The sequence below is a fragment of the Xanthomonas bromi genome (assembly GCF_900092025.1).
GTDB lineage: Bacteria > Pseudomonadota > Gammaproteobacteria > Xanthomonadales > Xanthomonadaceae > Xanthomonas > Xanthomonas bromi.
The window spans coordinates 88,077-110,550 of sequence record NZ_FLTX01000037.1; the positions used below are offsets into that span (position 1 = coordinate 88,077).

General features: G+C 64.7%; 17 protein-coding genes. 5 read left to right on the forward strand and 12 right to left on the reverse strand.

Annotated features, from left to right (window positions below; all coding sequences use genetic code 11):
• Positions 1-3 precede the first annotated feature (3 nt).
• The gene (locus XBLMG947_RS12185; RefSeq protein WP_065468945.1) at positions 4-1,005 is read left to right on the forward strand and encodes a magnesium and cobalt transport protein CorA; all 1,002 of its coding nucleotides are present in this window, start codon (positions 4-6) and stop codon (positions 1,003-1,005) included.
• Positions 1,006-1,187: 182 nt separating this feature from the next.
• Here the strand turns inward: XBLMG947_RS12185 and XBLMG947_RS12190 are convergent, their stop codons facing one another.
• Positions 1,188-2,552, reverse strand: a complete 1,365-nt coding sequence (locus tag XBLMG947_RS12190) for an NAD-dependent succinate-semialdehyde dehydrogenase (protein ID WP_065468965.1) — start codon at positions 2,550-2,552, stop codon at positions 1,188-1,190.
• Positions 2,553-2,819: 267 nt separating this feature from the next.
• Here XBLMG947_RS12190 and XBLMG947_RS12195 point away from each other — a divergent pair, with 267 nt between their 5' ends.
• Positions 2,820-3,230 (forward strand): hypothetical protein, encoded by a 411-nt coding sequence (locus XBLMG947_RS12195; RefSeq protein WP_065468946.1) that lies wholly within the window; start codon positions 2,820-2,822, stop codon positions 3,228-3,230.
• Between the two features lie 152 nt (positions 3,231-3,382).
• Here the strand turns inward: XBLMG947_RS12195 and XBLMG947_RS12200 are convergent, their stop codons facing one another.
• The 10 genes from XBLMG947_RS12200 to XBLMG947_RS12245 form a co-directional block, all read right to left on the reverse strand.
• A complete protein-coding gene (locus XBLMG947_RS12200; protein WP_065468947.1) occupies positions 3,383-4,231 on the reverse strand; it encodes an ABC transporter permease subunit in 849 nt (282 codons plus the stop codon).
• Positions 4,228-5,139, reverse strand: coding sequence for an ABC transporter permease subunit (locus tag XBLMG947_RS12205; protein WP_065468966.1), 912 nt, complete (start codon positions 5,137-5,139; stop codon positions 4,228-4,230). Before XBLMG947_RS12205 ends, XBLMG947_RS12200 begins: the two co-directional genes overlap by 4 nt.
• Positions 5,139-6,272: an ABC transporter ATP-binding protein gene (locus XBLMG947_RS12210; protein WP_065468948.1), complete on the reverse strand. Its 1,134-nt coding sequence runs from the start codon at positions 6,270-6,272 to the stop codon at positions 5,139-5,141. Before XBLMG947_RS12210 ends, XBLMG947_RS12205 begins: the two co-directional genes overlap by 1 nt.
• Positions 6,273-6,417: 145 nt before the next feature.
• On the reverse strand, positions 6,418-7,908 hold the full coding sequence (locus XBLMG947_RS12215; protein WP_065468949.1) for an efflux transporter outer membrane subunit: 1,491 nt from the start codon (positions 7,906-7,908) through the stop codon (positions 6,418-6,420).
• Between the two features lie 4 nt (positions 7,909-7,912).
• Complete coding sequence (locus XBLMG947_RS12220; protein ID WP_065468950.1) at positions 7,913-9,499, reverse strand: MDR family MFS transporter; 1,587 nt, start codon at positions 9,497-9,499, stop codon at positions 7,913-7,915.
• Positions 9,496-10,689, reverse strand: a complete 1,194-nt coding sequence (locus XBLMG947_RS12225) for an HlyD family secretion protein (RefSeq protein WP_065468951.1) — start codon at positions 10,687-10,689, stop codon at positions 9,496-9,498. Before XBLMG947_RS12225 ends, XBLMG947_RS12220 begins: the two co-directional genes overlap by 4 nt.
• A 439-nt stretch (positions 10,690-11,128) precedes the next feature.
• Positions 11,129-12,244, reverse strand: a complete 1,116-nt coding sequence (locus XBLMG947_RS12230) for a polyamine ABC transporter substrate-binding protein (protein WP_065468952.1) — start codon at positions 12,242-12,244, stop codon at positions 11,129-11,131.
• A 214-nt stretch (positions 12,245-12,458) separates the two neighbouring features.
• A complete protein-coding gene (locus XBLMG947_RS12235) occupies positions 12,459-13,826 on the reverse strand; it encodes an aspartate aminotransferase family protein (RefSeq protein WP_065468953.1) in 1,368 nt (455 codons plus the stop codon).
• Positions 13,827-14,040: 214 nt separating this feature from the next.
• Positions 14,041-15,426, reverse strand: coding sequence for a glutamine synthetase family protein (locus tag XBLMG947_RS12240; protein ID WP_065468954.1), 1,386 nt, complete (start codon positions 15,424-15,426; stop codon positions 14,041-14,043).
• Between the two features lie 6 nt (positions 15,427-15,432).
• Positions 15,433-16,188 carry a gamma-glutamyl-gamma-aminobutyrate hydrolase family protein gene (locus XBLMG947_RS12245; RefSeq protein ID WP_065468967.1) on the reverse strand — a complete coding sequence of 252 codons (756 nt, stop codon included), beginning with the start codon at positions 16,186-16,188 and terminating at the stop codon, positions 15,433-15,435.
• 142 nt (positions 16,189-16,330) lie between these two features.
• Here XBLMG947_RS12245 and XBLMG947_RS12250 point away from each other — a divergent pair, with 142 nt between their 5' ends.
• The 3 genes from XBLMG947_RS12250 to XBLMG947_RS12260 all read left to right on the forward strand — a co-directional run bounded on the left by XBLMG947_RS12250 (position 16,331) and on the right by XBLMG947_RS12260 (position 20,409).
• Positions 16,331-17,710, forward strand: a complete 1,380-nt coding sequence (locus XBLMG947_RS12250) for a glutamine synthetase family protein (RefSeq protein ID WP_065468955.1) — start codon at positions 16,331-16,333, stop codon at positions 17,708-17,710.
• Complete coding sequence (locus XBLMG947_RS12255) at positions 17,707-19,026, forward strand: NAD(P)/FAD-dependent oxidoreductase (protein ID WP_181093237.1); 1,320 nt, start codon at positions 17,707-17,709, stop codon at positions 19,024-19,026. The genes XBLMG947_RS12250 and XBLMG947_RS12255 overlap by 4 nt, the downstream gene beginning before the upstream one ends.
• 84 nt (positions 19,027-19,110) lie before the next feature.
• A complete protein-coding gene (locus XBLMG947_RS12260; RefSeq protein WP_065468957.1) occupies positions 19,111-20,409 on the forward strand; it encodes a diguanylate cyclase in 1,299 nt (432 codons plus the stop codon).
• Positions 20,410-20,717: 308 nt separating this feature from the next.
• Here the strand turns inward: XBLMG947_RS12260 and XBLMG947_RS12265 are convergent, their stop codons facing one another.
• Complete coding sequence (locus XBLMG947_RS12265; protein WP_065468958.1) at positions 20,718-21,998, reverse strand: MFS transporter; 1,281 nt, start codon at positions 21,996-21,998, stop codon at positions 20,718-20,720.
• Between the last annotated feature and the right edge of the window lie 476 nt (positions 21,999-22,474).

Below are 22,474 nucleotides of genomic sequence, written 5' to 3' on the forward strand. Positions count from 1 at the left end.
CCCATGAACAGCCACGGCCATCATCCCGATAACCCGTCCTGCGTCATCACCTGCGCCTACTACGACGGCGAGGGCAAGCGTCACGACATCAGCCTGGAACGGATCAGCGACGTGCTGCTGCGCCCGGACGGCTTCGTCTGGGTGGGCCTGTACGAGCCGCAGGAATCGGTGCTGCACAAGTTGCAGGACGAATTCGGCCTGCACGATCTGGCGATCGAAGACGCACTCAAGGCGCATCAGCGACCGAAGGCCGAAAGCTACGGCAATTCCTTGTTCGTGGTGGTCAATACGGCGCAGCTGGTCAACGAACGCATCCGCTATGGCGAAACGCATGCATTCCTGGGCCAGCGCTTTTTGCTGACCGTGCGCCACGGCGCATCGCTGTCGTACGCACCGGTGCGTCATCGCGTCGAACGCGAGCCGGTGATGCTGCGCATGGGCGCCTCGTTCTGCCTGTACGGCGTGCTCGATTTCGTGGTCGACAATTACCTGCCGATCATGGACGAGTTCCGCGACACGCTGGAGCGCCTGGAGAAGGACATCTTTGCCGACGACTACAAGCGCGAGACAGTGGTGCGCCTGTACGAGCTCAAGCGTGAACTCAACAAGATGCGGCTGGTGGTCGCGCCGCTGCAGGACGTGCTCTCGCACCTCAAGCGCAACCCCGGCTCGTTGATCCACGAAGAAGCAGGCATCTACCTGCGCGACGTGCTCGATCATGCCGTGCGCATCAACGATGCGATCGACACCTTGCGTGAAATGCTGGGCACCGCGCTGAGCGTCAATCTTTCCATGGTCACGCTCGCCCAGGGCGAAACTGTCAAGCGCCTCGGCGCCTGGGCCGCCCTGCTCGCCGCCCCGACCCTGATCACCAGTTGGTACGGCATGAACTTCGCCCACATGCCCGAGCTCGACGCCCGCTACGCCTATCCCCTGCTGGTCGCCGGCGTGGTGGGCTCGTGCCTGGTGTTGTATCGCCTGTTCAAGCGCGCTCGGTGGCTTTAGAGCCGCGTCGCGGCTCGGGAATGGGGAGTTGGGAATGGGGAATCGGTAGAGCGGGCTTCTCGAACCTTTCTCGAACCTTTGAGGTGTGCGTATTTCCTGCAGCGAATGCACCTCGCAAGGCTCTTGCCACCGGAAAAATCGCAATAGCGCTCTTGCGATTCCCCAATCCCGATTCCCAGCGGTCAAGCCACATAAATCGTCTTGATGTTCATGAACTCATGGATGCCATGCTCGGCCAGCTCGCGGCCGAAGCCGGAACGTTTGATGCCGCCGAAGGGCAAGCGCACGTCGCTTTTGACCACCGAATTGACGAATGCAGCGCCGCATTGCAACTGCTGTGCCACGCGCTCGCCGCGTTTGACGTCTGCCGTCCATACGCTGCCGCCCAGGCCGAAGGTGGTGTCGTTGGCGACGCGCACCGCTTCTGCTTCGTCGGCAACCCGGATGATCGAAGCGACCGGGCCGAAGAATTCTTCGTCGTATGCTGGCATGCCTGGTGCCACCTGGTCGAGGATGGTTGCCGGATAACCGGCATGCGAGCCGGCTACCGGTTCGCCGCCCAACAAGACCTTGGCACCCTTCGCGACGCTGGCCTGCACCTGCTTATGCAGTTCGTCGCGCAGATCGGCGCGTGCCATCGGCGCCAGTGTGGTGCTGTCCTGCTGCGGGTCGCCGACGACGCGCGTTGATGCCGCCGCGACAAAGCGCTCGACGAACTTGTCGGCAATCGCATCAACCACGATGAAACGCTTGGCTGCGATACACGTCTGCCCGCTGTTGTCGAAGCGCGACTGCACTGCCGATTGCACGGTGTGCTCCAGATCGGCGTCTTCCAGCACCACGAAGGCGTCGCTACCACCCAACTCCATCACGCACTTCTTCAGCTGATCGCCTGCATTTGCGGCCAGCGAGCGGCCGGCGCGTTCGCTGCCGGTCAGCGTTACCGCGGCGACGCGGTCGTCGCGCAATACATCGGCGGCCTGGTCGTTATCGATATGCAGCACATCGAACACGCCCGGTGGAATGCCGGCGGCGTCCAGCACCTCCTTCATGGCGTCGGCGCAGCGCGGCACATTGCTGGCATGCTTGAGCAGCGACACGTTGCCAGCCATCAGGCCCGGCGCGAGAAACCGGAAGGCCTGCCACAACGGGAAATTCCACGGCATCACTGCGAACACGCAGCCCAGCGGCTCGTAGCGCACATAGCTCGATTGCGCCTCGGTGGGAATGTCGCGCGGCGCCAGATAGTCGGCTGCATGTTCGGCGTAATACGTGCAGGCCTGTGCGCACTTGTCGATCTCGGCCAGCGCCTCACGGCGCAGCTTGCCCATCTCGGCGGTCATGATGCGTTGCAGGTCCTCGCGTCGCTTAGTCAACTCGTCGCCAACGCGGCGCAGCAATGCACCACGTTCGGCCAGCGGCAACGCGGCCCAGGCCGGGAATGCCTTGGCCGAAGCGGCCAGACGCGCTTCGATGGCCGCGGCGTCCAAGGTGTGCTGGGTATGCTCGACCTGGCCATTGGCCGGGTTGACGGTGTCATAAGACATGGCGTTCTCCAGTAGCAAGGCGCTCATGCTAATCGTCGGAAAGTGGTAGCCGCGTTACAAGCGCTGCAAATCACTGCAACGCTGTGTTTACCCGCGCTGCGACGCCATGCCGCATACCGCTGCACATCGATCGAAATCATGGCATCCGAAGTCACACTGCCAGAACAACGTCACCGGGCGCGGTGCCTTGTCACACTATTTCCGCCGCACAATGTGCTTTAGCATGCGGCACTTGGCAGATTCATCCATCCATGGAAGACCACTACGATGCGCCGGGATCTCGTTGTTCTGCTTGTTCTTGGCACCAGCGTGTGCCTGCCTGGATGCGCCGCCTTCCAGGACCTCTTGCGTGGCCCGCGGCCCGGCCCGGCCGGGTTTGTCACTGTGAGTTGCAACAGTCTGATGCCTGATACCGCGCAACCCTGCGAGGAAGAGGCACAGCGTGCCTGCGCGGACACCGCCATCCGCCAACTCATCACCGCGCAGTCGTCGCCGAACATGGTCAAGATCTTTCCCGAGAAGCGAAAGTCCAAGGACGACGACAAGAACAACCGCAAGGACCGCGCCGACGAGCAACCCAGAGTCGAGCAACATGGCTACGACATCAGGGCCGAATACCAGTGCTACCTGACCAAGCCGGAACCCTGGGACAACGGTTACACGCCACCAGCCCGGTAAGAGCCGCCGGTCGAATGGCTGCGCGCATCGGCCAGCAGGCACATCGAGCAGTCTGACTCGACGTGCAGTCTTCTCACTCGTCGGTGGCTCAAGCGCTACGCCTGTCTGGAGGCCAGCCGCTGCGGTTCATTGGCCACCTCAGCGATGGCGCATCAGGGAGCAGCTTGCAATGCAGGTTGCGCATCGCGCTGCCGACGTTTTTCGCTGCGCGCCAGCAACCACCAGCCGATTACCGCTGCCATTGAGACCGTCAGCACCAGCACCGTCGCCAGGGCGTTGATCTTCGGGCTGATGCCCAGGCGCACCGAGGAAAACACCTTGATCGGCAAGGTGGTGGAACTGGGCCCAGCCAGGAAACTGGCGATCACCACATCGTCCAGCGAGAGCGTAAGAGCCAGCAGCCAGCCTGATGCCAAGGCCGGCGCGATGATCGGCAAGGTGATCAGAAAAAACACCTTCAACGGCGTGGCACCGAGATCCATCGCGGCTTCTTCCAGCGAGCGGTCCAGCTCCTGCAGGCGCGAAGAGATCACCACGGTCACAAACGACACGGTGAAGGTGACATGCGCGACCCAGATGGCCACTGCCCCGCGTGGTGCGATGCCGAGCGCGCCGCCCATCGAGACCAGCAACAGCAGGATCGACAAGCCGATGATCACCTCGGGCATCACCAACGGTGCGGTGATCAGTGCGCCGAACAGCGTTTTACCGGGGAAACGCCGCATGCGCACCATTGCCATGGCGGCCATCGTGCCCAGCACCGTCGATGCGCAGGCGGTCCAGAACGCGACTTCCAGGCTGACCCAGGCCGCCGCCAGCAATTGCCGGTCGCGCAGCAATTCGCCATACCAGCGCGTCGAAAACCCGCCCCACACCGTGGCAAGACGCGAGGCGTTGAACGAGTACACCATCAGCAACAGGATCGGCAGATACAAAAACCCGAACCCCAGCGCGAGCACACTGCCGCCCAGCAAGCGCACAGCGCGCGAGGCGCGCATCATGTCAGCCGCCCTTCCAGCTCGCGCTGCTGGTAACGGTGGAAGATCACGATGGGCACCAGCAGCAACACCAGCATGACGGTGGCGACCGCAGCGGCCACCGGCCAATCGCGATTATTGAAGAACTCACCCCACAGCACGCGGCCGATCATCAAGGTGTTCGGGCCGCCCAACATTTCCGGGATGACGAATTCGCCCACCGCCGGAATCATCACCAGCATGCAGCCTGCCACGATGCCATTGCGCGACAGCGGCAAGGTGATGCGCACAAACGCTTGCCACGGACGCGCCCCCAGATCGTAGGCCGCCTCAAGCAAGCGCTGGTCGTGCTTGACCAGGTTGGCGTACAGCGGCAATACCATGAAAGGCAGATAGCAGTAGACGATGCCGATGTAGGCGGCGATCGGCGTGTAAAGCAACTGCAGCGGCTGCCGGATCACACCGATCGCCAGCAGCGCCTGATTGAGCAGGCCGTTGCCGTCGAGAATGCCGATCCACGCGTAGACGCGGATCAGGAACGAGGTCCACGACGGCAGCACCACCAGCATCATCGCCACGTTGCGGGTCGCCAACGGCAAGCGTGCGATCACATACGCCATCGGGTAACCGATCAACAACGCCAGTGCGGTGGAAATGGCCGCGATTTTGATCGAACTCAGGTACGCAGCCACGTACTGGCTGTCGCGCAACAGCACCAGATAATTGCCCAGATGCAGCTTGACGCTCAGCGCACCGTCGGCGGCAACCGCGAACAGCGGCGTATAAGGCGGCATCGCGGTGGCGCGTTCGGCGAAGGAAATCTTCAGCACGATCAAAAACGGAATCGCGAAGAACACCAGCAGCCATAGGTACGGCGCGGCAATCACGCCCCAGCGCGCGCCCGGCACTCCCGCACGGAGCAGCCGCCGCATCATGCGGTGAGCACCACGCCGTCGTCTTCGCCCCAGCCCACCCACACGGTGTCGCCCCAGGTCAGCGCGTCGCTGGCCCAGCGCTGGCGATTGGCGAAGTTGGCCATCAGCTTGACCCCGCTGGGCAAGCGCACGTGATACACAGAGTGGCTGCCGAAATAGGCGATGTCTTCGATGACCCCTTGCGCCTTGTTGCAGGCCTGCGCCGGCTCGTCCTTGCCGATAGCGAGCGTTTCCGGTCGCAACGCAAACGCCACCGCCTGCCCTGCGAAGCCGGTGATGCGGTGGCCGATACGGATCGGCGTGTCGAAGGCAGGCGTCTTCAAGGTGACGTAATCGGGCGCGTCGTCGGCGATGACCGCATCGATCAAATTGACCGAGCCGATGAACTCGGCCGCAAAGCGGTTCGCCGGTTGTTCGTATATTTCGTCGGGTGTGCCGACCTGCTGGATCCATCCCTGGTCCATCAGCGCGATGCGCGTGGCCATGGTCATCGCCTCTTCCTGATCGTGGGTGACCATCACGCAGGTGACGCCGGAGGTTTTGATGATGTTGACCAGTTCCAGCTGCATCTGCGAACGCAGCTTCTTGTCCAGCGCGCCCATCGGCTCGTCCAGCAACAGCAGCTTGGGCCGCTTGGCCAACGAGCGCGCCAGCGCAACACGCTGCTGCTGCCCGCCGGAGAGCTGATGCGGCTTGCGCTTGGCCAACGCACCCAGCTGCACCAGCTCCAGCATCTCGCCGACGCGGGCGGCGATGGCGGCCTTGGACAAGCCTTCCTGCTTCAGACCGAAGGCGATGTTCTGCTCCACGCTCATATGCGGAAACAACGCGTAGGACTGGAACATCATGTTGATCGGACGCTCGTACGGCGGCAGCGCGTCGATGGGTTGAGCATCCAGCACGATGCGCCCCTTGGTGGGCCGCTCGAAACCGGCCAGACAGCGCAGCAAGGTGGATTTGCCGCTGCCCGAGCCACCCAGCAGGGCAAAGATTTCGCCCTTGCGGATCTGCAGGCTGACATCGTCGACCGCGACAACGCCGTCGAACTCCTTGCGGACCTCGTTGATGCTCAGGTAGCCGCTGTGGTCAGGGACAGCATGCGGCTGCGGCGTGGTCTCGGGGGATGCCATGGACCCTCTCACTGTTCCCAGTACCTGCCGCCACAACGGCGACGGCTGACCATGATGGCAAAACCTGCGCGCTGGGGCGCGTTTGCCGCCGCAGCGCCCGCGCCATGCCCGCCTGGCCGCTGCGCAGTCGCGTTGGCGACCGCGCTCAGCGCGCGTCCTGCGCCTGTTCGCTCCACCCCAGCCCCAGGCTCTTCTGCAGCGCGACGTAGTTCACCAGCAATTGCACCTGCGCCTGTGCGGCGGCGTCCTGCGCCGACAGCTGCTGACGCTGCACATCCAGCAGATCGATGGATGAGGTGACGCCGGCATCGCGACGTCGCTGCATCAGCCCGGCCGAGCGCGTGGCCGAGGCTTCGGCCTGGCGCGCGACCACCAGTTGCTTGCGCGCCGAGCCGAAGCGCGCCAATGCCGAGTTGGCGTCCTGCAACGCAGCCAACACCGTCCCTTCGTACGCCGCCTCGCGACCGGCGTTGCCGGCGCGTGCCTGTTCCACCTGTGCGCGGGTCTTGCCGAAATCGAAGATCGACCAGCGCAGCATCGGCACGGCCAATTTCGTCAGCGCATCGGAGTTGAAATCGCTCGGCGAGCCGGCGACCCAACTCAACCCGCCCAGCAGACTCACCTGCGGGAAATAACCGTTCAGCGCCTCGCCGATCTGCGCACTGGACGCGGCCAGCTCGCGCTCGGCCTTACGCACGTCCGGGCGTCGGCGGATCAACGCACCCGCATCGTCCACGCGCACTTGCGTCGGCAGCATCGGCAACGGCTGCGGCGTGCTCAGCTGCGCATCCAGCGCGCCGGGCTCGCGTCCAACCATCAGCGCCAGCTGGTCCAGCGCTTCCTGCGACTGCATGTCCAACGGCAGGCGCTGTGCTTGCTGCTGCTGCACCTGGGTGGCGATCTGCTCGACCTGCAGGTCCGACGCGGCGCCCTGCCCACGACGTTGCTGTACCAACTGCAATTTCTGGCGGATCTTGTCCAAGTTGGCATCGGCGATGCCCAGGCGCGCCTGCAAGCCGCGGTAATTGAGGTAGACCTGCCCGACTTCGGCGGCCAGCTGCACCTGCGCATCGGCCAGCTCGGCCTCGGAGGCCTGTGCCTGTGCCAATGCGCCTTCGGCGGCGCGACGGCGGCGGCCGAAGAAATCCAGCTCCCAACTAGCATCGAAGCCGGCGCTGTAGATCTGGGTCTTGTCCAGGTCCAGCGCCTGATCGCCTGTGGCCGGCGGTTGACCGGGCTGGCCCTGCCGCAGCCCGCCCAGCGTATCGACGATGGTCTGCGGCGGCTCGGCGTAGGCATACAGCGCGCTGGCATTGAGCTTGGGCAGGCGCTCGGCGCGGCGTTGCTGTGCCAGCGCGCGGTTGGCGCGCAACCGCGCCTGCGCGGCGCGCAGGTTGGGACTGTCGGCCAATGCCTGGGTGACCAGCTGGGTGAGGGTCGGGTCGTGCAGTTCCTCCCACCAGTGGTTCAACGGGGCGGCGGCCACGACATCCGCCCCACTGGCGCGATGCAAGGCCGGCGCCTGCATCGCCGCATCGGCCACGGCCGGCGGCTTGGTGTAGTTGGGGCCGAGCATGCAGCCACCGAGCATCAACGTGCTCAACGCCGCGGCCAGGGGCGTGCGGAGCAGGCGCATGGAATCAGTGCATTGCAAGGTGTGCCCCCTTGGGTAACGGCTTGAGCAAAAAGGCCAGCGGAATCGTGCAGACCACGATCACGCCGAAGATCCAGAACAGGTCGCTATAGGTCATCACCAGAGCCTGCTGCTGCACCAGCCGGGCCAGCTGCGCGACCGAGCGCATCGCGGCCTCGCCGCCGGCGCTAGCCTGCAGTTGCGCACTAAGCCCAGCCAGAAAATCCTGCGCACGCGACGAATTGGCCGTGACGGCGCTGCCGATGGTTTCGGTGTGGAAGGTCATGCGGCGCTCCTGAAAGGTGGAGATCAGCGCCAGACCGACCGAGCCGCCCAGGTTGCGGCCGGCGTTGAACAGCCCCGAGGCATCGCCTGCCAGTTCCGGCGGCACCGACGAAATCGCCGCCTGGTTGAGCGACATCATCGCCAGCGCCAGGCCACAGCCCTGCAGCAACTGCCCGGCGACGAAATGCGTGCCCACGGTGTCGGCGGTCAGCGACAGATTGACGAAGCAGGCAGCGGCAAAACAGATCAGCCCGGCAATCACCAGAATGCGCACGTCCACCGTTTCCAGCAGCTTGGGCATCATCGGCATCAGCAGCACGGTCGGTAGCCCGGACAGCAGCAGCACATACCCGGCCTGCTCGGTGTTGTAGCCAGAGATCACCGCCAGGAACTGCGGAATCATGTACATGACACCGAACAGGATCATGCCCACCGCCATCACCATGATGAAGACCGCGCCGAAGCTGCGGTGCACGAGCAGCGACAGACGAATCACCGGCGGGCGGCGCCGGAACTGGCTGATCACCAAGGCGATGAATCCGCTCAATGCGATCAGGCTCAGCGTGTTGATCTCGCTGGATTCGAACCAGCGCTCGCGCTGACCTTCTTCCAGCACCACGGTCAGCCCGCCCAGGCCGGCAGTCAGCCCGTAGATGCCCAGCCAGTCGGCGTTGAGCAGGCCCGCCCAGTCGCCTTTTTCATGCTTGAGGCCGAGCAGCAGCAGCGCCACCAATCCGACGCAGATCGGCACGTTGATGAAAAACGCGTAGTGCCAGCTGACGTTTTCGGTCAGCCAGCCGCCGAGTAGCGGGCCGATCACCGGGCCCATGATCACGGTCATGCCGAACAGGGCGGTGCCCATGGTCTGCTGGCTGGGCGGCAGCCGCGTGGCCACGATGGTCAGCGCGGTCGGGATCAAGGCGCCGCCGGCCAGACCCTGGCCGACGCGGCCGATGATCATCATCGTGAGCGACGTCGACAGCCCGCACACCACCGAGAACGCGGTGAACATCACCGCGCAGATCAGCAGGAAGTTGCGCAAGCCCAGCGTCCGCACGAACCAGCCGGTCAGCGGGATCATGATGATCTCGGCCACCAGGTAGGCGGTGGAGATCCAGGTGCCTTCGGTGCCGCTGGCGCCGACTTCGCCCTGGATGGTGGGCAATGCGGCGTTGACGATGGAAATATCCAGCGTCGCCATGAACGAGCCGATGGTGCCGGCCAGCACCGCCAACCACGCGCCCGGCTCGGCCTTCTCGCGCTGGGCGCTACCGCCGGCACGCGGGCCGGTGGCGGCCGCTGCACTCATCGCGCGCGCTCCTGCTCCTGCACGCGGTCGGATTCTTCTTCGGCACGCTGCTTGGCGTCCTTGGCCGAGCGGGTATCCACGGTGACTTCCACCGACATGCCCGGCACCAGCACCTTGCGCGCCTCGTCACCGGCCAGCACGCGGATGCGCACAGGAACGCGCTGGACCACCTTGGTGAAGTTGCCGGTGGCGTTTTCCGGCGGCAGCAACGCGAACTGCGAGCCGGTGCCCGGCGACAGGCTTTCCACCTTGCCGTGCAGCTTCACTCCGGACAGCGCATCGACCTCGATCTCGGCCGGCTGGCCGGGACGCATCAGGCCGACCTGGGTTTCCTTGAAGTTGGCGACCAGGTACAGCGATTCCTGCGGCACGATGGTCATGGTGCGGGTGCCGGCACCGAGGAACTGGCCGACCTGCACGGTCTTGTCGCCGACACGGCCGTGGATGCGGCTGGTCAACCCGGTGTCCTCCACCGCCACGCGCGCCTGGTCGGCATCGGCGGTGGCCTGCTTGACGCCGGCCTGCGCCTGTTCCAGCTGTGCACGGCTGGCCTGGATCTGGCTCTGGCCGGCCTTGGCCTGCGCCTGCGCGGCATCGTACTGGGCACGTGCGCGGGCCAGGTCGTGCTGCAGGCTTTCCTGATGTTCGTGGGTGTCGGCGCCGGAGGCGGCCAACGGCGCGAAGCGTTTCACTTCGGCCTGGGCGAACTTCAGGCTGGCGGCGGCGGCGGTCACCTGGGTGCGCGCCTGCAACAGCGCCGATTCCTGCGCGGAGACATTGGCGGTGGCAGCGACGATATCGGCCTGGCGTGCGGCAATGGCGGCTTCGGCCTGCTGCAGGGTGGCCTGATAGGTACGGTCGTCGATCTGCAGCAGCGGCTGGCCGGCCTCCACGATCTGGTTGTCGCTTACCAGCACCTTGGTCACGTAACCGCTGACACGCGGCGCCACGGCCACCGAATCGGCCTGCAGATAGGCGTTATTGGTGTTCTGCATATAGCGGCCCTTGATCAGGTAATAGGCCAGCCACACCACGAGCAGGATCAGCACCAGCACGCCCACCAGGAGCAGGGCCCACTTGACCTTGGGATTCTTCAGCGGCGACGGCTTGGGCGGCTCTTGGGCCTCAGCGCCGTGTGCATCGGCGGACGAGCCGCGGCCATCATTGGACGGGTGGTCTTGGTTGCTCAAAGGAGGCGTCCTGTGTCGTGGGCAAAGCGTGCGACGGCGTGCTGCCACAGTGGCGCCAGCGAACGCCGCAACACCATACAATTATTTAAACCCATCAGTACAGATTGCGTGATGAGCCTGGTCGAGTACCGCCGGGTGTGCGCAGACCTTGGCGCCGAGCCGGTTGGCTACGCGCGACGCCCCGGCGGACTTGCGACCACGAGACGTCCACATACCAGCCACACACATCTGCGATCAGGGTTGCAGTGTTCGCGACCACGCCGGTTTTTATGAGGACGTGGCGGCCTGTGCCGTGTCGATACCTGCGCGTGCACCTGTGAGCGGCCAGCAACCCGTCGCGAGCGGCGGTCAGGTGAATGTGGACGGCGCGCAACAACCTGGCCAAGGCGCCCGAACAGCGGCCTCGCCCGCTCGGCCGCCGCACAGGTATGAGCTGCTGTCAGCGCCCAGTCTTGATCTCGGTCCACAGCCGCGTGTACAGGCGGTCCACCTCCGGCGGATTGATCGCATAGGTGAACATCTTGGCGGTCACCTCCGGCGGCGGATAGATGGTGGGATCGTTGCGGATCGCCGCAGCCACCAATGGCGTGGCGGTACGCACCGGGTTGGCGTAATGGATGAAGTTGGTATTGGCCGCGGCCACCTCGGGCTTCAACAGGTAGTTGATGAAGGCATAGGCGTTGTCCGGATGCTTGGCGTCCTTCGGAATGGCCAGCATGTCGAACCACTGCGGCGCGCCTTCCTTCGGAATCGCGTAGGCCACCTTGATGTTGTTGGCGGCTTCCAATGCACGGTCGCGCGCCTGGATGATGTCGCCCGACCAGCCCACCGCCAGGCAGGTAGTGCCGTTGGCCAGCGAGGTCACGTACTGGCTGGAATGGAAGTTCTGCACGTACGGGCGAATGGTCTTGATCAGCGCGGCGGCCTTTTCGATCTCGGCCGGCGCGGTGCTGTGCGGATCCAGCCCGAGATAATTCAGCGCGATCGGAATCATGTCCGACGGCGTGTCCAGAATGGTCACGCCGCAGTCCTTGAGCTTGGACAGGTTCTCCGGCTTGAACACCAGATCCCAACTGTTGGCCACCTCGGTGCTGCCGAAGATCGCCTTGAGCTTGTCGACGTTGTAGCCGATGCCGGTGGTGCCGATCATGTACGGCACGCCATAGGCGTTGTTGGGATCTTGCGCGGCGATGCGGCGCATCACGTCCGGATCCAGATTGACCAGGTTGGGGATCTTGCTCTTGTCCAGCGGCAGGAACACGCCGGCCTGAATCTGCCGGCCGAAGAAGTTCAGCGTGGGCACCACCACGTCGTAATCGCTGCCGCCGGCCAGCAGCTTGGTTTCCACCATCTCGTCGCTGTCGAACACATCGTAGGTGACCTTGATGCCGGTGCTCTTTTCGAACGCGGGAATGGTGTCTTCGGCGATGTAATCGGAATAGTTGTAGACGTTGAGCACCTTGGCCTGCGCATCGGTCTTGCCGGGCGCGCCAGCACCGCCACAGCCGGACAACAGGGTGATGGACAGCGTCAGGGCGAGCAGGCGCAGCGTCATGTGGGTCTCCAGGGCAACGCGATGGGGGGCCGGAGTCGACGCCCGGTCTGGCCCCCAGCCTACGCACCGCGCCCGGGTTTGCCCAGCGCAGCGGGGCTTGCGCACAGGTGGACATCACCAGTTTGCGAGCGCGGCAGGCACCGGGATGGCAATCGTCAGCAACGCCTTCTCTGCCTGCCGCCGTGCAGCGGGTGGGTTGTGGTTGGGTACGGGGCTACCTGCCCAGTGCTTGCGCGGTGTCCTCGAGCGCAGCCCAAGCCTTGTCGAACAACTCGTCTACCTGCTCGCGGGTGATGATCAACGGTGGCGACAGCAGCATGGCGTCGTAGGTCGCGCGCAGGATCAGCCCGCGCCGCAGTGCGAAATCGCGGCACAGTGCCCCCACCCGCCCGCGCCCCGGGAAATAGGCCCCGCGACGCTGCTTGTCCGGCACCAGCTCCAAGGCCCCCACCAGCCCGGCAATGCGTGCCTCGCCTATCAACCGATGCTCGCCGAGCGCGGCCCAGCGCTGCGCCAGATACGGCGCAATCTGCGTGCATGCGGTCTCGACAATGCCTTCGTCCTGCAGCAGGCGCAGGTTCTCCAACGCCACCGCCGCACACACCGGGTGCCCGGAATAGGTGCCACCGTGCGCCAGTTCGCCACCCTGCGTTTTGAGCACACCGGCCACGCGATCGTTGAACATCGCTGCCGCCAGCGGGATGTAACCGGAGGTGATGCCTTTGGCCAACGTCATCACGTCGGGCTGGAAACCGAAATACTCCGCGCCGAACCATTCGCCCGTGCGTCCGAACCCGCAGATCACTTCGTCGGCCACCAGCAGCACATCGTAGTGCCGGCAAATGCGCTGGATTTCCGGCCAATAGCTGCGCGGCGGGATGTACACCCCGATCGCGCCCATGATCGGCTCCCCGATGAATGCAGCGACGTTTCCCGGCCCGAGTTCAAGAATCTTGTCCTCCAGACGACGCGCCGCAAGCAACCCGTATTCCTTCAGATCCATCTCACCGCCGTCGCCAAAGTGATACGGCGGCGCGATGTGGTGGATATCGGCAATCGGCAACCCACCCTGCTTGTGCATGCCCTTCATGCCACCCAGGCTGGCCCCGGCCATGGTGGTGCCATGATAGCCATCGTGGCGGCCGATGAAGACGCGTTTTTGCGGCTGCCCCTGCACCGCCCAGAAATGCCGCACCAAGCGCAGAATGGTGTCGTTGGCCTCCGATCCGGAGTTGGCGAAGAAGGCATGGTTCAAATCGCCGGGCGCCAACTCCGCCAACTTGGCCGCCAGTTGGATGGTGGGCTCGGTGGTGCACTGGAAAAAGCTGTTGTAGTAGGCCAACTGCTCCATCTGCCGCGCTGCCGCCTGCGCCAGTTCCTTGCGTCCATAGCCCACATTGACGCACCACAACCCGCCGAACGCATCGAGTAACTGGTTGCCATCGGCATCCCACACATACACGCCCTCACCGCGCGTCAGAATGCGGGTGCCCTTCTGCGCCAACGCCGCGTTGTCGTTGAACGGATGCAGATGATGCGCCGCATCCAGCTGCTGCAACGACTTGAGCATAGAAGGATCCACGACCTGCTCCGCGCATGATGAACCGACAGCATACCCGGGCCGTGTTGCCGCTTCGTGGATGGCATGACGCGTGACACCGTGATTCGCTGCGCTCCCGACCCGCGGGTAATGTGCAAGAAGCCAGCCTTGCCACCGATCTCGCCCTCATCCGCCCTGCGGGCACCTTCTCCCGATGGGAGAAGGAATGCAGCGCGCGGCAAGGTGCGAAAACACCTCACACATTCAGCAATAAAAACTCGCGCTCCCACGAACTGATCACCCGAAAGAACGTCTCGTACTCCTTCCGCTTCACCGAGATATAGGCGCGCACGAAACGCCGCCCCAACATCTCCTGCAACGCATCGCAGCCTTCGAGTTCATCAAGCGCCTCCCCCAGCGAGCGCGGTAAATCGTAGCCCTGCTCCTTGCCGTTGCTGCTGATCGGCGCGGTCGGTTCGAGCTTTTCGCGAATACCCAATAATCCGCACGCCAGCGTCGCGGCCATCGCCAGATATGGGTTGGCGTCGGAGCCGGCGAAGCGGCTTTCCACCCGCATGTTCTGCGGCGCATCGATGGGCACCCGCAGCCCGCAGGTGCGGTTGTCGAAACCCCACAGCACATTGCTTGGCGACACCTCGCCGAACATCAGCCGCCGGTACGAATTGACGTTGGGCGCCAGCAGCCCCATCGCCATCGGAATGTACTTCTGCAGGCCGCCCAAGTAATGCGCGAAGGTATCGCTGAAGCCACCCTGGCGCTTACCGCTGAATACGTTTTTGTCGGTACCGGCATGCAGCAGGCTCTGATGGATATGCATCGCACTGCCGGGCTCGGTTTCCATTGGCTTTGCCAGAAATGTAGCGTACACGCCATGCCGCAGCGCGGCCTCGCGCATCGTGCGCTTGAACAGGAAGACCTGGTCCGCACGCGACAGCGGATCGGCATGGGTGAAGTTGACTTCCAGCTGCGCGGCGCCGGATTCGTGGATCAACGTATCCACGTCCAGCTCCATCGCATCGCAGTAGTCGTACATCAGATCCAGGATCGGGTCGAATTCGTTGACCGCATCGATCGAATACGACTGCCGCGCGGTTTCCGGGCGTCCGGAGCGCCCGGCCGGCGGCAATAACGGGAAATCCGGGTCGGTGTTCTTCTGTACCAGAAAGAATTCCAGTTCCGGCGCCACCACCGGTTGCAGCTTGACCTGCGCATAGGCCTCCAGCACGCGGCGCAGCACGTTGCGCGGGGCAAGTTCGTGCGGCTGGCCATCCTTGGTATAGCAATCGTGGATGACCTGCGCGGTGGGGTCTGCCGCCCACGGCACCATGCGCACGGTGCTGGCATCCGGGCGCAGATGCATGTCCGAGTCCGAGGGCGAGGTCAGTTCGTAATAGTCATCAGGGAAATCGCCGGTCACGGTGGTGGCGAAGATGCCTTCGGGCAGGCGCGTGCCGTAATCGTGCGAAAACTTGTCGGCAGGAATGATCTTGCCGCGCGCATTGCCGGTGATATCCGGCACCAGGCATTCCACCTCGGTGATGCTGCGCTCCTTGAGCCAGCGGCGCAGCGCACTCTCCGGCTGCTTGGGCGTGGTTTTGCGCGAACGTGTGCGGATGGACATGCAACCTCACTTGCCGCGTTGTGCGGCGTATTGGCGACAGGCCTCGCCGAAGGCCTGAAAGATGGCACGGTAGAACGGATGCTGTGTGACACGCCACTCCGGATGCCACTGCACCGCCAGCAGAAACCCTGGACCGGGGCCGCGGAACGCTTCGATCACACCATCCGGCGCGGTGGCTTCGATCAACAGTCCTTCGGCCAGCGTGGCGATGCCTTGCCCATGCAGCGAATTCACCCAGACCTGCGCGCTGTCGCTCATCCCGGCCAGCCAGCCACCAGGATGCAACTGCACCATGTGCGCCGGGCCGTACTGCGTGTCCAACGGAGCGCTGCGGTCTTCGCGGTGGTCGGCCAGGCGCGGCACCTCATGCACCCGTTGATGCAGACGCCCGCCCAGCGCCACATTGACCTCCTGCAAGCCGCGGCAGATCGCCAGCACCGGCAGGCCACGCGCAAGCGCCTGCGGAATCAGCCCCAGGGTGGTGGCATCGCGCGCCGGGTCGTGTGGATTGCCTTCCCAGCTGGGCTCATCGCTGTAGTGATGCGGCTCGACATTGCTGACCGCACCGGTCAGCAATAGCCCGTCCAGGCGCTCCAGCCACACGCCTGCATCCAGTGGAGGCTGCAGGCTGGGCAACAGCACCGGCATCGCACCGGCAGCCTCTGCCACCGCGCGGACGTACTTCTCGCCGGCGGCCAGGAACGGGTGCGCCCCGTGCAGGATGCGATCGGTCGGCAGGCCGACCAGCGGAACGACAGCCATGCGCAGAATCCGATGCGTTGGGTTGAACGGCCATACGGACGAACTTACCGCGCCATCGCCGGCATTGCCAAGCGCGCCGCTGCGCTTGCGATTGCTCACGTGCGCTTTGCTACTCTGCGCACCGACTCCGCAGGTGTTGCCCATGGCTTCCGAACACTCGATCGCGTCCCTGCCCGCTTCCGATGCCGACACCCTGTCTCGCATCGCAGGTTGCGAGTCCGTCGATCTGTTATTGCCCGACACCAACGGCGTGCTGCGCGGCAAGCGCGTGACCGCCGACGCGCTGCGCAAGGTCTATCGCGATGGCGTGTGCCTGCCGATGTCGCTGATCGCCACCGACATCACCGGCAACACCGTGGAAGAAACCGGGCTTGGCTACGCCATCGGCGATGCCGACCGCATCTGTCGGCCGATCGAAGGCTCATTGCGCCCGGTGCCCTGGGCACCCCGGCCGATGGCGCAGTTGCTGCTGGCGATGCATACTCCCGAAGGCGGTCTGTTCGAAGTCGCCCCACGCGCGGTGTTGCAGCGCGTGCTGCAGGGATTTCGCGCGCTCGGCCTGACCCCGGTCATCGCAGTGGAGCTTGAGTTCTATTTGTTCGACGCGGTGGCCGATGCGCAGGGGCGGCCGCAGACCCCACGCGACCCGCTCACCGGCGAACGCAGCGACAGCACCCAGGTGTATTCGCTACAGGACCTGGACGACCAGCGCGGCTTTACCGATGCCGTCACCGCAGCGTGCAAGAAGCAAGGGATTCCGGCCGACACCGCCGTGGCCGAATACGCGCCCGGCCAGTTTGAAATCAATCTGCAGCATCGCGCCGATGCGGTGGCGGCCTGCGATGAGGCGATCCTGCTCAAGCGGACCATCAAAGCCATTGCGCAACAACAGGGCAAGCTTGCCAGTTTCATGGCCAAGCCGTTCCCCGGCCAGGCCGGTAGCGGGCTGCATCTGCATGTGAGCCTGCTCGATGGCGCCGGCCACAACGTACTGGCCAGCGTTGCCGACGCGCCTGCAGACCCGCTACGCCACGCCATCGCCGGGCTGCAGCGGCATGCGGATGCCTCGCTGTTGCTGTTTGCCCCGCACGCCAACAGCTATCGGCGCTTTGTCAGCAATGCCTTCGTTCCACTGGATGCGAGCTGGGGCTTCAACAACCGCACCGTGGCGCTGCGCATCCCGCACAGCGATACGCACAACACCCGCATCGAGCACCGCATTGCCGGCGCCGATGCCAACCCGTATCTGGCCGCCGCAGCCGTGCTGGCTGCCATGCTGGACGGCCTGCGCACGCCGGCCGAACCCACGGCGCCGATCACCGGCAACGCGTATGCGCAGTCGGTGTTCACGCCGCGCACCTGGCAAGGCGCGGTGGATGCGTTTGTTGGCAGCGACTTCGTCGGCGAGCAGTTCGGCACGCAATTCCAGCATGTGTTCGGCCAGCAAAAACAACGCGAGCTGCTCGACTACCAGGCGCTGGTGCCCGACCTGGATTACACGCGGTACCTGCGCACCGTGTGATGGCCAACCCGCATACGTCCCTGCCGCAACGCGATTCGCCGGACACTGGCTATCCGGACAGCTGGTACGCACGCAGCACGCCGGCCCTGCCCCAGCAGCCGCGCCTGCAAGGCGCCGAGCATGCCGATGTCTGCATCCTCGGCGGCGGCTACACCGGCCTGACCGCCGCGCTGGCCCTGGCCGAAGCCGGATACACGGTCATCGTGCTGGAAGCCCGGCGCGTGGGCTGGGGCGCGTCGGGGCGCAACGGCGGCCAGGCCATCGTCGGTTACGGCTGCGAGCAGGACACGCTGGAAGCGCTGGTCGGCAACGACGATGCGCGCCTGCTGTTCGACTTCTCGCGCGAGGGCATGCGTTTGCTACGCGCACGCATCGCACGCCATGCCATCGCCTGCGACTGGCGCGACGGCCATGCGCATGTCCCGCTGAAGCCACGTCAGGTACGCGCGCTGCAGCACGGCATCGTGCGCATGGCCGAACGCTACGACTACCCGCTGGAATGGTGGGACCGCGCACGCACCCGCCAGGTGCTGGACAGCCCGCTGTATCTGGGCGCCATGTTCGACCCCGCCAGCGGTCATCTGCATCCGCTGGCTTATGCACTGGGCCTGGCACGTGCCGCGCTGGCGGCCGGGGTACGCATCTACGAAGACTCGGGCGTGACGAAGCAGCAACCCGGCACGCGCGTGGTCATGCACACCGCCCATGGCAGCGTCAGCGCCGACTTCGGCGTGATCGCCGGCAATGCCCTGCTGCACGGCATCGCCGCGCCGCTAGAGCAGCGCATCATGCCGGTGGGCACTTATGTCGGCGCCACGCCGCCGCTGGGCGGAGCGCGCGCACGCGCCCTGATCGCCAACGACATGGCGGTAGCCGATACCAACTGGGCACTGGATTACTACCGGCTCAGTGCCGACCACCGCCTGCTGTTCGGCGGGCGTGCCAGTTACTCCTCGCGTCCGCCCGCCGGCCTGCAGGCGCTGATGACCCGGCGCATGCACACGGTGTTTCCGCAACTGCACGATGTACCGCTGGAAACACTGTGGGGCGGCTACGTGGACATTTCGCGCAATCGTGCGCCGCACTGGGGCCGGCTGGCGCCCAACCTCTACTTCGCGCAGGGCTTCTCCGGGCACGGCGTGGCTGCCACCGGCATGGCCGGCCAAATCATCGCCGAGGCCATCACCGGCCAGAGCCAGCGCCTGGACGTGTTCGAACGCATCCCGCATCGTCCGTTTCCGGGCGGGCAACGGCTGCGCACCCCACTGTTGGTGGCGGCGATGAGCTGGTATCGGCTGCGCGATGCGCTGTGGTAAACGGCACGCTTCGGAGCCACGTGCTCAAGTTTTGACGCGCAGGGCCGTTAGTTGACCTGACGGTTCGATCCAGACGGCCAGCCGATGTCTCCAGGTACCCTACATCGCAATAGTGAAAGCGCAGTCCTGCCACAGCGCGTGCTGTTGGTGGAGAACTCGCGCACGTTCACCAGCATGCTGCGCGAAGCCATCGAGCAACGCGTGGAACTTGCGGTCACGGTCGTCTCGACCCTGGCCGAAGCCGCACGCGTGCTGGACGAAGAGGACGGCTGGTTTCTGGTCCTGACCGGACTGGTACTGGTCGACGGCGACCGCGACAAGGTGGTGGAATTCTTTCTCTCGCGCAAATTGCCCACCGTGGTGGTCAGCGGCGTGTACGACGAAGATCTGCGCCAGCGCGTGCTGCAGCAGCAGATCATCGATTACGTGTTGAAAAATGCGCCGGGCAGCATCGAATACCTGGCATGGCTGGTGCAGCGCCTGGAGCGCAATCGCCGGATCGCCGCCCTGGTCGTGGACGATTCGCTGTCGGCACGCACCTATGCTGGCGCGCTGTTGTCGATGTACGGCTACCGCGTGGTGCTGGCCGCCGACGGCGCTGCCGGGCTGGAAGCGATCGAACGCGACCCGGGCATCCGCCTGACCATCGTCGACCAGGAAATGCCTGGGATCGATGGCGTGGAATTCACCCGCCGGCTGCGTGCGATCCGCTCGCGCGACAAGGTGGCGGTGATCGGCATTTCCGGTAACAGCGATTCGTCGCTGATCCCGCGTTTCCTGAAGAACGGCGCCAACGATTTCCTGCGCAAGCCCTTCTCGCGCGAAGAATTCTTCTGTCGCGTTTCGCAAAACGTGGACCAGCTGGAACTGATCGGCACGCTGCAGGATCTGGCGACCCGCGACTTCCTCACCGGCCTGCCCAATCGACGCTATTTCCTGGAACAGAGCCAGCGGGTCATTCCCACACTGTTGTCACAGGACCAGACGGTGACCGCGGCGATGGTGGATATCGACCACTTCAAACACATCAACGACACCTGGGGCCACGAAGCCGGCGACCAGGCGCTGCGTGCGGTGGCCGCGTCGGTGTCCGGCCATGCGCGGCCGCAGGATCTGGTCGCGCGTTTCGGCGGCGAAGAATTCTGCCTGTTGGTGCCGGGGCTGGATCTCGCCAACGCAAGCAGCTATTTCGAAACCCTGCGCGAACGCATCAGCGCCCTGCGGGTCCGTATAGGCGAAGAGACGCTGAGCATGACGGTGAGCATCGGCGTGTGCATCGCCAGCGAAGGCGAGCAATCGCTGCATCATCTGTTGAACGAAGCAGACAAGTACCTGTATCTGGCCAAGGCCGGCGGCCGTAACCAGGTGCGTCTGGCAAGCTGATCCTGCATCCTCTGCTGGCCCGGGCGGCCCCTCGCAGATGACGCGTTTTCACAACGCACACTGATCCAGATCAACGCGCACACGACGCGCGCGACTCACCGTATGCCCATCGCAGTGAACACGCTGGTTCGCTGGCACTGCCGGTCTGGGGGGGACGACCTCGAAGGTCAGACCATCGACACCGGCGCATCGTGGACATGATCACCGCCCTGCAGCCGCACCCGCATGCGCGATCGGCCTGGCCTCATTGCGCGCCGAGGCGTCGCTGCACGATCCGCACGATCAATCAGACCTGCGGCGATCTGCGATCAACGGCGCCACCGCCGCGCCACCGCCAGCGCGACCAGGCTCAGCACCGCGGCACCGCCCAGGTAATACCCCACCGATTGCACGCCGTAGCTGGCCGCCAGTTGCGTGGCCACGTAGGGCGCCGGTGCCGCGCCCAGAATGCCGGCCAGATTGAATGACAGCGATGCGCCGGTGTAGCGCACCTCGGTGGGATACAACTCGGCCAGCAGCGTGCCGCAGGGGCCGTAGGTCAGCCCTATTAAGAAAAATCCCAGCGACAGAAATGCCAGCACCTGCAAGAGGTGGCTGGCCTGAAACAACGGCGCGAATGCCAGGCCGAAGGCCACGATGGCGATGCTGGCCAGCATCATCGCCAGCGGCGCGCCGTGGCGGTCGCCGAACTTGGCCGACAGCGGAATGCCCAGCGCGAAAAACACGATGCCGGCCATCTGCAACAAGAGGAATTGTTCCTTGTCGTAGCCCAGCGTCTTGGTGCCGTAGCCGAGCGCAAACACCGTCATCAAATAAAACAGCACGAAGGTGGCGAATGCGCCGAACGTACCGATGAGCAGTGCCGGCCAATGCTGCGAGACCACCGTGCCCAGCGGTAGCTTGACGCGCGCCTTGCGGTCCAGCGTGTTCTGGAAATCCGGCGTCTCGGTAATGCTCAGGCGCACCCACAAGCCCGTCAGCACCAGCAACGCACTGGCCAGAAACGGCACACGCCATCCCCACTGCATGAACTGCGCATCGTCCAGCACTGCACCCATGCCCAAAAAGGTGCCGGTGGACAAGAGGAAACCCAGCGGCGCACCCAGCTGCGGAAACATGCCGTACCAGACGCGCTTGCCGGGCGGCGCATTCTCGGTAGCCAGCAGCACCGCCCCGCCCCATTCGCCGCCCAGGCCGAGCCCCTGGCCGAAGCGACATAACGCCAGCAACGCAGGCGCAAACACGCCAATCTGCGCGTAGCTGGGCAACAGCCCGATCGCCACCGTGGACAGGCCCATCGTCAACAGCGCGGCCACCAGCGTGGCCTTGCGCCCAACCCGGTCGCCGAAGTGCCCGAACACTGCCGAGCCCACCGGCCGCGCCACAAACGCCACTGCAAAGGTGGCCAACGATTGCAGCATCGCCGCACTGCCATCGCCGGCGGGAAAGAACAGCGTCGGAAACACCAGCACTGCAGCAGTGGCATAGATGTAAAAGTCGAAGAACTCGATGGTGGTGCCGATCAGGCTGGCGAACAGCACGCGCGCGGGTGAATTGGTGGGCGTGGCGAGCGGCGCGGCGGCAGTCATCGTTGATCGGCATCCAGGAACAAGACGTCCGATTCTGGCAGATCGCGGCGACGCTTTGCGCAGGCTAGCCAGTCTACAAAAAGTTACACACGTGACCGACACCGATGCGGGACACGTCCTCTTCGCTTTGAAGCAGATGCATTCGCACGCGTGTCCGACGACGCGTAACCCGCTGTCGTTTGGCTTCGCTGCGGATCGCTTGACCGCCCACATCGCAGGACACGCGGCAAGTAGCGCTGGAGCTTTTACGCGGCATCACTGCCGCTTGGGGTCTCGCGACGGTGAGCGAGCAAGGATCAGTTGGGAAAGTCGGTACACAGAACTCTCCACAGAACCATCATCAACGATCTGATGCGCTGCCTTGGTTCTTCAAAAAAGTTATCGGCAGCATGTCTGGTGCGGTGTGCTCACCGATTGCTGGACCGTTGGCGGCTTGGATGCCGCCATCGAGCTCCAGCGATGGATTTAGAGCGGCC

Coding starts and splice junctions, on each gene's coding strand:
- XBLMG947_RS12220 (WP_065468950.1), bottom strand. CDS start 9,499: ATGAGTGCAGCGGCCGCCACCGGCCCGCGTGCCGGCGGTAGCGCCCAG.
- XBLMG947_RS12215 (WP_065468949.1), bottom strand. CDS start 7,908: ATGCGCCTGCTCCGCACGCCCCTGGCCGCGGCGTTGAGCACGTTGATG.
- XBLMG947_RS12195 (WP_065468946.1), top strand. CDS start 2,820: ATGCGCCGGGATCTCGTTGTTCTGCTTGTTCTTGGCACCAGCGTGTGC.
- XBLMG947_RS12260 (WP_065468957.1), top strand. CDS start 19,111: ATGTCTCCAGGTACCCTACATCGCAATAGTGAAAGCGCAGTCCTGCCA.
- XBLMG947_RS12190 (WP_065468965.1), bottom strand. CDS start 2,552: ATGTCTTATGACACCGTCAACCCGGCCAATGGCCAGGTCGAGCATACC.
- XBLMG947_RS12210 (WP_065468948.1), bottom strand. CDS start 6,272: ATGGCATCCCCCGAGACCACGCCGCAGCCGCATGCTGTCCCTGACCAC.
- XBLMG947_RS12240 (WP_065468954.1), bottom strand. CDS start 15,426: ATGTCCATCCGCACACGTTCGCGCAAAACCACGCCCAAGCAGCCGGAG.
- XBLMG947_RS12185 (WP_065468945.1), top strand. CDS start 4: ATGAACAGCCACGGCCATCATCCCGATAACCCGTCCTGCGTCATCACC.
- XBLMG947_RS12250 (WP_065468955.1), top strand. CDS start 16,331: ATGGCTTCCGAACACTCGATCGCGTCCCTGCCCGCTTCCGATGCCGAC.
- XBLMG947_RS12245 (WP_065468967.1), bottom strand. CDS start 16,188: ATGGCTGTCGTTCCGCTGGTCGGCCTGCCGACCGATCGCATCCTGCAC.
- XBLMG947_RS12205 (WP_065468966.1), bottom strand. CDS start 5,139: ATGCGGCGGCTGCTCCGTGCGGGAGTGCCGGGCGCGCGCTGGGGCGTG.
- XBLMG947_RS12200 (WP_065468947.1), bottom strand. CDS start 4,231: ATGATGCGCGCCTCGCGCGCTGTGCGCTTGCTGGGCGGCAGTGTGCTC.
- XBLMG947_RS12230 (WP_065468952.1), bottom strand. CDS start 12,244: ATGACGCTGCGCCTGCTCGCCCTGACGCTGTCCATCACCCTGTTGTCC.
- XBLMG947_RS12265 (WP_065468958.1), bottom strand. CDS start 21,998: ATGACTGCCGCCGCGCCGCTCGCCACGCCCACCAATTCACCCGCGCGC.